The following is a 10,825-nucleotide window of genomic DNA, read 5'->3' as shown; positions in this document are numbered from 1 at the left end:
GGGCAGGCCGCCGACGATCATGCCGCCGCCGATGCCGCTTGCCCCGCCGTTCAGGTAGATCAGGTCGGTGATGCCCTTGCCCGCGCCGAAGTAGCGTTCGGCGAGCGCCCCGAGGCTCGCGTCGTTCGCGGCCACGACGGGGAACCCGGTGGCCTGCTCGAGCATGTCCGTGAGCGGTTCGTCGACCCAGCCGAGGTGCGGGGCGAGCCGGACGAGCCCGTCGTGGGCGCGCACGAGGCCCGGAACGGCGACACCGATGCCGACGACCCGGAACCGGGCCTCGAGCTCGCCGCGCATCCCGTCGATGACGGCTGCGGCGATGTTGACGGCCTCCGTCGGGCTCGGGGTGTGCTCGGTCGGGTAGCGGATGCGGCGGTGCACGGTGCCGTCGAGGCCCACGATCCCGATCGTGACCGCGTCGATCTCGGGGTTCACGGCGAGGGCGACGACCGCGGCGGCCACGTGCACGATGGGGCTCGGCCGGCCGACCTGGTTCGTCGAGTCCGGGTCCCGCTCCCCCGCGAGGCCGAGCTGGGCGAGCTCGCCGACGAGGGCGGCGATGGTCGACCGGTTCAGCCCGGTGAGGCGGGTCAGCTGGGCGCGGGAGGTGGGCCCGTTGCGGTGGACGAGGCGCAGAATGACCGACAGGTTGTGCCGACGGATGTCGTCGTGGTTGTTGCCCTGCACCTGGTACTCCTCCGTCCGCGCGTGTTGCACAAGGCTACCGCCCGCGCCCCGGGGTCAGCGTCCGCCGCTGCGCCGCTTGTTGAAGATGTCGAACGCGACCGCGAGCAGGAGGACGAGACCCTTGATGGCCATCTGCCACGCGGCATCCACCGAGAGGATCGACAGTCCCATGTTCAGGACACCCATCACGAGGCCACCGACGATGGCTCCGACGACCGTTCCCACGCCGCCCTGAACGGCTGCGCCGCCGATGAAGACCGCGGCGATGGCGTCCAGTTCGTAGTTCTGCCCTGCCGAAGCCACGGCGCCGCCTGCGCGGGCCGTGCTGTCCACGCCGGCGAGTCCGGCGAGCACGCCCATGTTGACGAAGACGTAGAAGTTGACCCATTTGGTCTTCACGCCGCTCATCATGGCGGCGAAGAGGTTGCCGCCGATCGCGTAGACGTGACGGCCGAAGACGGTCTGGTTCAGCATGAACGTGTAGCCGAGAATCAGGACGGCGAGGACGATCAGGATGATCGGGGTGCCGCGGTAACCGGAGAGAAGCCAGGCCAGCCACATGATCGCGATGACCGCAATGCCGGACTTGACGGCCATCTGCACGACGGACTCCATGGGCAGCTCGAGGCGCCGCAGGGTCGCACGGGTGCGCAGCTGCTGCGCGACGAGGGCGATGCAGGTGATGGCGCCGAGGGCGAGAGTCAGGGTGTCCCGTCCGCCGAGCTCACCCAGCACTCCGGGCAACCAACCGGCGCCGATCGCCGTGAAGGAGTCCGGCAGCCCGCTGATCGTGCCACCGGTCAGCAGGACGAGCGTGAGGCCGCGGAAGATCAGCATGCCGGCGAGGGTCACGATGAAGGCGGGGATTCCGACGAAGGCGATCCAGAAGCCCTGCCAGGCGCCCACGACCGCACCCACGACGAGGGCGAGCAACACGGCCGCCCACCACGGGAAGCCCCATTGGTTCGTCGCGATGGCCGAGACCGCACCGACCATGGCGACGACGGAGCCGACCGAGAGGTCGATGTGGCCGGCGATGATCACGACGACCATGCCGATCGCGAGGATCAACACGTAGGCGTTCTGCTGGATGAGGTTGTTCACGTTGCCGGGCAGCAGCAGCCGGCCCTTCGTGAGCACTTCGAACAGAACGATGATGACGACGAGCGCGGCGAGAATGCCGTACTGGCGGAAGTTGATGGCCAGCCGGGGCTTGCGCGTGGCTGGGGTGGTGGTGGTCATTGCGGTCTAGTCCTTTCCCGCAGTCATGAGGTGCATGAGGCTTTCCTGGGTGGCATCCTTCGCGGCGACTTCGCCTGTGATGCGACCCTCGGAGATCGCGTAGATGCGATCGGAGATGCCGAGAAGCTCCGGTAGTTCGGAGGAGATGACGACGACGGCCTTTCCTGCCGCGGCGAGCTCGTTGATGATGCCGTAGATCTCGTACTTGGCGCCGACGTCGATGCCTCTGGTCGGTTCGTCGAGGAAGAGCACGTCGGGGCCGGTGAAGACCCACTTCGACAGCACGACCTTCTGCTGGTTGCCGCCGGAGAGCTGGCCGGTGATCGACGAGACGCTCGGCGCCTTGATGTTCATCCGCCTGCGGTAGTCGTCCGCGACCTTGTACTCGCGGTGGCGGTCGATCACGCCGAACCGGGCGAGGGTCGCCAGCGCCGCCGCCGAGACGTTCACGGTGATGTCGCCGATCAGGTTGAGCCCGTATTTCTTGCGGTCCTCCGTCGCGTACGCGATTCCGTTGCGGATGGCTTCGTCGACCGTGCGCACCGAGATCTCGGTGCCGTTCTTGAAGACCCGGCCGGTGATGTTGGTGCCGTACGAGCGTCCGAAGATGCTCATGGCCAGTTCGGTGCGGCCCGCGCCCATCAGCCCGGCGAAGCCGACAACCTCGCCAGCGTGCACGGTGAAGGAGGCGTTGTCGACGACCTTCCTGCTGGTGTCCACCGGGTGGTACGCGTTCCAGTCCTCAACCCGGAGGATCTCTGCGCCGATCTTCGGGTCCCTGGGCGGGAACATGCTGTTGAGGTCGCGGCCGACCATCGAGCGGATGATGCGGGCCTGGGTCGCGTCCGGACCGTGCATGTCGATCGTCTCGATCGTCTTGCCGTCCCGGATCACGGTCACCGTGTCCGCGATCCGGCGGATCTCCTTGAGCTTGTGGGAGATGATGATGCTCGTGATGCCCTGGCCCCGCAGGTGCTCGATCAGGTCGAGCAGGTGGTCGGAGTCTTCGTCGTTGAGAGCCGCGGTCGGCTCGTCGAGGATCAGGAGCTTGACCCGCTTCGACAGCGCCTTGGCGATCTCCACGAGCTGCTGCTTGCCGACGCCGAGCTCGAGCACCTTCGTGGCCGGGTTCTCGTCGAGACCGACCCGGGCGAGCAGGCTCGCGGCCTCGAGGTTGGTCTTGTTCCAGTCGATGACGCCGCGGGTGGCATTCTCGTTGCCGAGGAAGATGTTCTCCGCGATCGAGAGGTACGGGCTGAGCGCGAGTTCCTGGTGGATGATGACGATCCCGACCGCTTCGCTGTCGTTGATCGATCTGAACTGGGCCTCTTCCCCCTCGAATTCGATCGTGCCGTCGTAGCTGCCGTGCGGGTAGACGCCGCTCAGCACCTTCATCAGCGTCGACTTGCCTGCGCCGTTCTCACCGCAGATGCCGTGCACCTTGCCGCGCTCGACCTCGAGGGTGACTGAGTCGAGGGCTTTGACCCCGCTGAAGTCTTTCCCGATGTCGATCATCCGAAGAATCGGACCGTTCATGTGTGTCGCTCCTGTCAGCGAATACGTCGTTCGGGTGCGTACCGACCGCGGTGGTGGCGAAGCCCAGGGCCCCGCCACCACCGCTGTCGGTACGGAATTCGGTTTCTTCGGTACGGCTTAGAGGCCGACGTCCGATGCCTTGATGAACCCGGAATCGATGAGCTTCGTCTGCACGAGGTCCTTCGTGACGACCTCAGGGGCCAGCAGGTAGGACGGGACGACCTTCTTGCCGTTGTCGTACGTCTTGGTGTCGTTCACCTCGACCGTTGTGCCGGCCGCGATCGACTGGATCATCGTGAAGACCTGGGCGCCCAGGGTACGGGTGTCCTTCCAGACGGTCATCGACTGGGTGCCCGCGAGGATGGCCTTGACGTTCGCCTTGTCCGCATCCTGGCCCGTGATGAGCGGGTAGTCGGCTCCGGCGGTGTAGCCGGCCGACTTGAGGGAGGCTTCGATGCCGACCGCGAGGCTGTCGTTCGGGGAGAGCACGACGTTGACCTTGGCGCCGTTGCCGTAGAACGAGGAGAGCCGGTTGTCCATCTCGGCCTGGGCCTTGTCAGACGCCCACCCCTGGATGCCGATCGTTGTCCACTCGTCGTTCGTCTTCGGAGCCTTGCCGCTCGGGACGACCAGCTGGCCGCTCGTCACGTAGGGCAGGAGCACGTCCCACGCGCCGGAGAAGAAGTACTTGGCGTTGTTGTCGTCGGGGCTGCCTGCGAAGGGCTCGAGGTTGAACGGACCCTTGCCGTCCTTGAGGCCGAGTTCCTTTTCGATGAACTGGCCCTGCAGTGTGCCGACCTTGTAGTTGTCGAACGTCGCGTAGTAGTCGACGTCGGCGGTCCCGTTGATCAGGCGGTCGTAGGCGATGACCGTGGCGTCCTGCTTCTTCGCGTCGGCGAGTGCCGGTGCGAGTACCTTGCCGTCGATCGCTGCGACGACGAGGATCTTGGCCCCGCCGGCGACCTGGTTCTGGATCTGGCTGATCTGCTGGTCGGTCTTGTTGTCGGCGTACTGAAGGTCGACGGTGCAGCCGGCCCCTTCGAGCTTGGTCTTGAGGCCTTCGCCGTCGTTGATCCAGCGCTCGAGGCTTCTCGTGGGCATCGAGATGCCGACGTTGCAGTCCGCGATTGCTGCCGTGGTGCTTCCGGTCCCTGATGTGGTGGCCGTTGAACACGCCGCGAGCGAGAGCGCAACGGCCCCCGTAGCGACAATCGTGAACAGCCTCTTGGTTTTCGTCATGATCTGCTTTCTGCTCTGAATGCTGTGATCGCACGAGGAGGCGGCAGGAAAACCACCATTACCCCCTTGTAACGCTGTCATCAACGTGGCGACACGCGCTTATGTTGACGCATCCAACATATAACAGGATTCGGCCCCGAGTCACCCCCTCTTTTGGGCCAAGGACGCAGATCTGGCAATTACAACGTGAGAATTCAGGGCCGGAACCGAATTTGTTGCACAAAACCGCAAAATCGTGCGCGTGCACGGTTTTCCCGGCGCACCAGAGTGACCTTTCCGGTCGAGAGCGACCGCGGAAACGGGCGCTCTCGACCGGAAAGGTGGCAGGATCAGGCGGCGGGGATCAGGCGGCGGGGATGATTCCCGTGGCGACGAGCTTCGCGTACCAGAGGGCACTGTCCTTGGGGGTGCGCACCTCGGTGTCATAGTCCACGTAGACGATGCCGAACCGCTTCGAGTAGCCATAGGCCCACTCGAAGTTGTCCATGAACGACCAGACCTGGTACCCGCGCAGGTCGACGCCGCGCGCGAGGGCCCGGTGTGCGGCGGTGAAGTGCCGCTGCAGGTAGTCGGTGCGCAGGGGGTCGTGCACGGCGGGGCCGTCCGCTTCCTGCACGAGGGTGTCCGGGAAGGCTGCGCCGTTCTCGGTGATCATGAGCGGCTGGTCCGGGAATTCCTCGCTGAGCGACACGAGCAGTTCCTCGAGGCCCGCGGGCTCGATGTTCCAGCCCATGTCGGTGTACGGGCCGGCCTGCTGCACGAATTCGACCCGGTCGGCTCCGGGCCAGGGAGAGCCGGCGGCATCCTTGTGGCCGTCGGCGCTCTGGCGCGGGGCCTCGCCGTCCCAGAGCCGCACTCGCGTGGTCGAGTAGTAGTTGACGCCGAGCACGTCGATCGGCTGGTGGATGATCCCGGTGTCGCCGGGCCGCACGAAGGACCAGTCGGTGATCGCTGCGGTGTCGGCGAGGACATCCGCCGGGTACTCGCCCTTCAGCAGCGGGCCGAGGAAGACCCGGTTGCCGAGGCCGTCGATCTGCCGAACGGCCTCTGGCCCGCCGGGGCCCTCGCCGCGCACGACGTGGAGGTTGAGCGTGATCGAGAAGTCCGGGTCGTTCGTGACGACCTTCCGGAGTTCCGTGATCGCGAGCCCGTGCGCGAGGTTGAGGTGGTGGACCGCGGTCAACGCCTCCGCACCGTCGGTTCGACCCGGCGCGTGCGCCCCGGAGCCGTAGCCCAGGTACGCCGAGCACCACGGCTCGTTGAGCGTCGTCCAGGTGTCGATCCGGTCGCCGAGAGCCGCGCCCATGATCCGCGCGTACTCGGCGAACGCGTATGCGGTCTCGCGGTTGGTCCAGCCGCCCTCGTCCTCCAGGGCCTGCGGGAGGTCCCAGTGGTAGAGCGTCGCGATCGGACGGATGCCGCGCTCGAGCAGCCCGTCGACGAGCCGCTCGTAGAACGCGAGGCCCTTCTCGTTGACCGGGCCGCGGCCGGTGGGCTGGATCCGTGACCACGAGATCGAGAACCGGTACGCGTGCAGGCCCAGCCGTTGCATCAGGTCGAGGTCTTCCTCGAGGTGGTGATAGTGGTCGCTCGCCTTGTCGCCGGTGTCACCGTTCAGGATCGCGCCGGGCGTGTGGCTGAAGGTGTCCCAGATCGACGGGCCGCGGCCATCCTCATCGAAGGCACCCTCGATCTGGTACGCGGCCGTCGCCGAACCGAACACGAATCCGGCGGGGAACTCCAGCCCCGAGTCGCGGTAGTCCGGGTTGCCCTGGCGGGAATCGGTCATGAGAGGGTGGCCTTTCGATTCGCGGATGCTGAGGTGTCGCCTCCCGCGCGCCTGGCGCGGAACGCGGCGTCCGAGTCACTCTGCACCGTGACCCCGTCGCCGTCTTCCACAATCGTAAAGGTCACGACGGAATCGCCGAGCGGATCCGACACGAGCACGGTCCTGGTGGCGTCGCCGCCGGGATAGACCGTGATCAGGACGTCATCGGTGTAGTCGTAGTCCGGCCGGTCGTCCCTGGCGCCCGTCGCGAGCACAGCGCCCTCCCGCACCCACAACGGAATGCTGTCGAACGCGTGGGTCTCGCGGCGCCAGGCCGGTCCGGCCGCGGTCTCGCCGGTCAGGTAGTTCGTCCACGTCCCGGCGGGGAGGTAGTACGACACGTCGCCGACCTCGCTGAAGACGGGAGCGACGAGCAGGTCGTGGCCGAGCAGGTACTGGCGATCGAGGTAGTCGACGGCGGGGTCGCCGGCGAATTCGATCTGCATCGGTCGCATGAAGGGGATGCCGGTGCGGTGCGCCTCGAGGCCGACCTGGTACAGGTAGGGCATCAGCGAGAGCTTGAGCTTCGTGAAGCGACGGGTGACGTCGACGGCGCTCTGGCCCGGTTCCTCCGTGCCGTCGTCGAAGAGCCACGGCACCCGGTAGCTCGTGGAGCCGTGCAGGCGGGAGTGACTCGACATCAGGCCGAAGGCGAGCCAGCGCTTGAGCACGGCCGCATTGGGCATGCCTTCGAAGCCGCCGATGTCGTGGCTCCAGAAACCGAAACCCGAGAGGGCGAGCGAGAGCCCGCCGCGCAGCGTCTCCGCCATCGACTCGTAGCTCGAGGAGTTGTCCCCGCCCCAGTGCACCGGCTGCTTCTGGCCGCCGACGGTCGCGGAGCGCGCGAACAGCACCGCGTCGCCGACGCCGTGGTGCTCCTGGAGCACCTCGAATACGGCGGCGTTGTAGAGCTGGGTGTACCAGTTGTGCATCCGCTGGGGGCTGGAGCCGTCGTGCCAGACCACGTCGAGCGGGATCCGCTCGCCGAAGTCGGTCTTGATGGCGTCGACGCCCTGGTCGAGCAGGTGCCGCAGCTTGCCCTGGAACCAGGTGACGGCATCCGGGTTGGTGAAGTCGACGAGGCCCATGCCGGCCTGCCAGAAGTCCCACTGCCAGACGGAGCCGTCAGCCCTCTTCACGAGGTAGCCGGCCGCCTGGGCCTCGTCGAAGATCGGGGCGCGCTGGGCAATGTACGGGTTGATCCAGGCGCTCACGTGCAGGTTCTTGCCGTGCAGGCGGGCGAGCATCCCCTCGGGGTCCGGGAACACCCGCGGGTCCCACTCGAAGTCGGTCCAGTTGAATTCGCGCATCCAGAAGCAGTCGAAGTGGAAGACCGAGAGGGGCAGGTCGCGTTCGGCCATGCCGTCGATGAAGGAGTTGACCGTCGCCTCGTCGTACTGGGTCGTGAACGAGGTCGACAGCCAGAGGCCGTACGACCAGGCCGGCACCTGGGCCGGGCGCCCGGTCAGCTCCGTGTAGCGGCCGAGCACGTCCTTGGGCGTCGGCCCGTAGATCACGAAGTATTCGAGGTACTCTCCGGCGACGGAGAACTGCACCTGTTCGACCGACTCGGTGCCGACCTCGAAGGAGACGTGCTCTGCGTGGTTGACGAGCACGCCGTAGCCCCGGTTGGTGAGGTAGAACGGGATGTTCTTGTAGGACTGCTCGCTCGAGGTGCCGCCGTCGGCGTTCCAGATGTCGATGGTCTGGCCGTTCTTCACGAGAGGGCCGAAGCGTTCGCCGAGACCGTAGACGAGTTCGCCGACGCCGAGCCCGAGCCGCGCGTGCACGTAAGCGGATGCGGCGGCGAGCCCGGTCTCCGTGACGCCGGAGACCCCGGTGGGTTCCGCCGCGATCGGCGCGCCGTCGGCGAGCTGCAGGTAGCCGATCGATTTCGGCCCGCTCTCGGTCAGGGTGCGCCCGTCGGCCTCGAAGCGGAGGCTCCAGGGGCTCCCCCTGTCGATGCGCGCGGTCAGGGGGCCGCTCGTGACCGTCCCACCGTCCGCGTCGACGGACACGATGCCGCTGCCGGTGACGGCGCCGTCGAGCTCGAACCCGGGCTCCGTGGCTCCGCCGGTGTTCTTGGCCACCCGCACCCGGATCACGCCGGGCAGCGGGGAGGACAGCGTCACCGAGAGCAGGGCACGGTTGAGCACGTCGCCGCGGTGGGCGATGACCTTGGTGGGGGCGTCGATCCGCAGTGCGTCGCCGTCACCCGTCGCGCAGGGCACGACCTCGAGGTCGTACGCCTCCTGTGCATAGAGCGGCGTGACGCCGGGTCGCACGTGCCAGAATCCATCGGTGAACTTCATTACTTGACTGCTCCTGCGGTAATGCCACGCGTCAGCGTGCGCTGGAAGATGAGGAAGAAGACGAGCGTCGGCAGCAGGCCGAGCAATGCGGATGCGCTCGTGGTGGTGACGTCCATCAGGCGATCGCCCTGCAGCACGCTGATCGCGACCGGGACCGTCTGGTTCGCGTTGCTGACCAGGAACGTCAACGGGATCAGGAATTCGTTCCAGGTCCAGATGAAGAAGAAGATCAGGAGCACCGCGAGGGTCGACCGGCTGATCGGGTAGACGACGCGCCAGAGGATCTGCCAGCGGCTCGCGCCGTCGAGGGAGGCCGCCTCGAGGAGTTCCTTCGGGAAGGTTCCGTAGACGCTCGACAGCAGGTAGGTGCCGAAGGCGCTCTGGATGACCGTGAAGATGATGATGACGGCCCAGATGTTGTCGTACAGGCCGACCTGCTTGAACATGAAGTAGAGCGGGTAGAGCAGGGCCTCCTGCGGCACCATGTTGGCGAGCAGGATCAGCACGACGATCCAGGTCCGACCGCGGATGCGGCCGATCCCGATCGCGTAGGCGTTGAACATCGACAGCAGCACGGCGGCCACGGCGACGACACTCGAGATGACGACGCTGTTCCAGAGCTTCTCCGGGAAGTTGACCCTGGTCCAGAAGTTGATGATGCCGTCGAAGTAGAGGTTGCTCGGCAGGGCAAGGGGGCCGGAGCTGTTGTAGTCGGCCGGAGACTTGAAGGAGTTGATCACGATCATCACGAACGGGATCGCGATGAACAGGCCGATGATGATGGCGATGAACAGGATGACCCAGTCGCCGGTGGTCTTGCGGGTGTGCACCTTGGGCAGCTTGAGCGGCTTTGGTTCCGGGGCGCCGGAATCGCGGCGGGGACGGATCTTGTCGGTCAGGGTAGTCATGGCTAGCGCTCCTCGTCCTGGCGCTCGAGCCGGGTCTGGAAAGTGATGAAGATGATCGCGACGATGGCGACCACGACGGTCAGGGCCGTTGCGATCGTTGCGCCGTAGCCGACCTGCTGGTTCTGGAAGAACTCGCTGTAGGAGTAGTAGCTCGGCACCATGGTCGATGTGCCCGGCCCGCCGCGGGTCAGGGCGTAGATCGGGCCGAACACCTTGAGGGCTGCGATCGTGCAGGTCAGGGTCACGACGAAGATCTCCGGGCGGATGATGCCGACGGTGATGGCGCGGAACCGCTGGAACCAGTTGGCGCCGTCGAGCTCCGCAGCCTCGTAGAGTTCCGGGTCGACGCGCTGGAGGGCGGCCATGAAGATCACGATCGGGTAGCCGAGCTGGACCCAGATCATGATGACCATGATGCAGGCCATCGCGGTGTCCGGGCTGCCGAGCCAGTTGTGTTCGAGGCCGCTGAGTCCGATGGCGCCGAGCACCTGGTTGAGGGCACCGTTCTCCGGGCGGAGGATCCAGCCGATCACGATCGCCGCGATCACGGTCGGCAGGATCTGCGGGAGGTAGTAGGTGGCGCGGAGGAAGCTTGCGATCTTGCCGCCGAACTTCTTGCCGACGAGGTCGAAGAGCATGGCCGCGAGCACGAGGCCGAGCAGGGTCGGGACGACGACCATGGCCACGATCATGGCGATCGAGTTCCCGAACGAGGTCCAGAACACGTCGTCGCCGAAGAGCTTGGTCCAGTTGTCCAGGCCGATCCAGACCGGAGGCTTGATACCGCGGTACTTGGTGAAGGTCAGGAAGAAGTTCCAGCCCAGCGGAACCAGGACGATGATGGTGAGCAGGAGCAGGCCCGGCACCAGGTAGAGCCAGAAACCCTTGCCGCCCGCACCGGGGATGAGGCTCTGCACGGGTGCGCGGCGAACGCGCTTGCCCGCAGGCTTGCCCGGCCGGGGAGGGTGCGATTCGGTTGTCTCAGTGGCCAGCGGGGCTGTCATAACCATCGCCTTGCCTTTCTTCAGTTCAGGGGTCTGCCGCGCAGCCACGACGCCGGGCCTGCGCGGCAG

The 10,825-nt window shown here is 66.4% G+C and carries 8 protein-coding genes; all 8 read right to left on the bottom strand.

The window, feature by feature from the left end:
* On the bottom strand, window positions 1–687 hold a 687-nt coding region (locus QN357_RS15070; protein ID WP_323505121.1), incomplete at its 3' end, for an ROK family transcriptional regulator.
* A 54-nt stretch (window positions 688–741) separates the two neighbouring features.
* Window positions 742–1,929: a multiple monosaccharide ABC transporter permease gene (mmsB, locus tag QN357_RS15065; protein WP_134446860.1), complete on the bottom strand. Its 1,188-nt coding sequence runs from the start codon at window positions 1,927–1,929 to the stop codon at window positions 742–744.
* A 6-nt stretch (window positions 1,930–1,935) separates the two neighbouring features.
* Entirely contained in the window at window positions 1,936–3,465 is a 1,530-nt protein-coding gene (mmsA, locus tag QN357_RS15060) for a multiple monosaccharide ABC transporter ATP-binding protein (RefSeq protein WP_322137120.1), read from the bottom strand.
* Window positions 3,466–3,582: 117 nt separating this feature from the next.
* Window positions 3,583–4,704: a multiple monosaccharide ABC transporter substrate-binding protein gene (gene chvE, locus QN357_RS15055; RefSeq protein WP_323505120.1), complete on the bottom strand. Its 1,122-nt coding sequence runs from the start codon at window positions 4,702–4,704 to the stop codon at window positions 3,583–3,585.
* Between the two features lie 343 nt (window positions 4,705–5,047).
* Window positions 5,048–6,493, bottom strand: coding sequence for a GH1 family beta-glucosidase (locus tag QN357_RS15050; protein ID WP_323505119.1), 1,446 nt, complete (start codon window positions 6,491–6,493; stop codon window positions 5,048–5,050).
* Window positions 6,490–8,844, bottom strand: coding sequence for an alpha-xylosidase (yicI, locus tag QN357_RS15045; RefSeq protein WP_323505118.1), 2,355 nt, complete (start codon window positions 8,842–8,844; stop codon window positions 6,490–6,492). Before yicI ends, QN357_RS15050 begins: the two co-directional genes overlap by 4 nt.
* Window positions 8,844–9,752: a carbohydrate ABC transporter permease gene (locus QN357_RS15040; protein ID WP_134446850.1), complete on the bottom strand. Its 909-nt coding sequence runs from the start codon at window positions 9,750–9,752 to the stop codon at window positions 8,844–8,846. The genes yicI and QN357_RS15040 overlap by 1 nt, the downstream gene beginning before the upstream one ends.
* A gap of 2 nt (window positions 9,753–9,754) precedes the next feature.
* Window positions 9,755–10,756 carry a carbohydrate ABC transporter permease gene (locus tag QN357_RS15035; protein ID WP_134446848.1) on the bottom strand — a complete coding sequence of 334 codons (1,002 nt, stop codon included), beginning with the start codon at window positions 10,754–10,756 and terminating at the stop codon, window positions 9,755–9,757.
* Window positions 10,757–10,825: the final 69 nt, after the last annotated feature.

The organism is Cryobacterium sp. RTC2.1, from assembly GCF_035018685.1.
GTDB classification, from domain to species: domain Bacteria; phylum Actinomycetota; class Actinomycetes; order Actinomycetales; family Microbacteriaceae; genus Cryobacterium; species Cryobacterium glucosi.
This window is presented reverse-complemented; position numbering and strand designations above follow the sequence as displayed.

Coding starts and splice junctions, on each gene's coding strand:
- yicI (WP_323505118.1), bottom strand. CDS start 8,844: ATGAAGTTCACCGATGGATTCTGGCACGTGCGACCCGGCGTCACGCCG.
- mmsB (WP_134446860.1), bottom strand. CDS start 1,929: ATGACCACCACCACCCCAGCCACGCGCAAGCCCCGGCTGGCCATCAAC.
- QN357_RS15050 (WP_323505119.1), bottom strand. CDS start 6,493: ATGACCGATTCCCGCCAGGGCAACCCGGACTACCGCGACTCGGGGCTG.
- chvE (WP_323505120.1), bottom strand. CDS start 4,704: ATGACGAAAACCAAGAGGCTGTTCACGATTGTCGCTACGGGGGCCGTT.
- QN357_RS15035 (WP_134446848.1), bottom strand. CDS start 10,756: ATGACAGCCCCGCTGGCCACTGAGACAACCGAATCGCACCCTCCCCGG.
- QN357_RS15040 (WP_134446850.1), bottom strand. CDS start 9,752: ATGACTACCCTGACCGACAAGATCCGTCCCCGCCGCGATTCCGGCGCC.
- mmsA (WP_322137120.1), bottom strand. CDS start 3,465: ATGAACGGTCCGATTCTTCGGATGATCGACATCGGGAAAGACTTCAGC.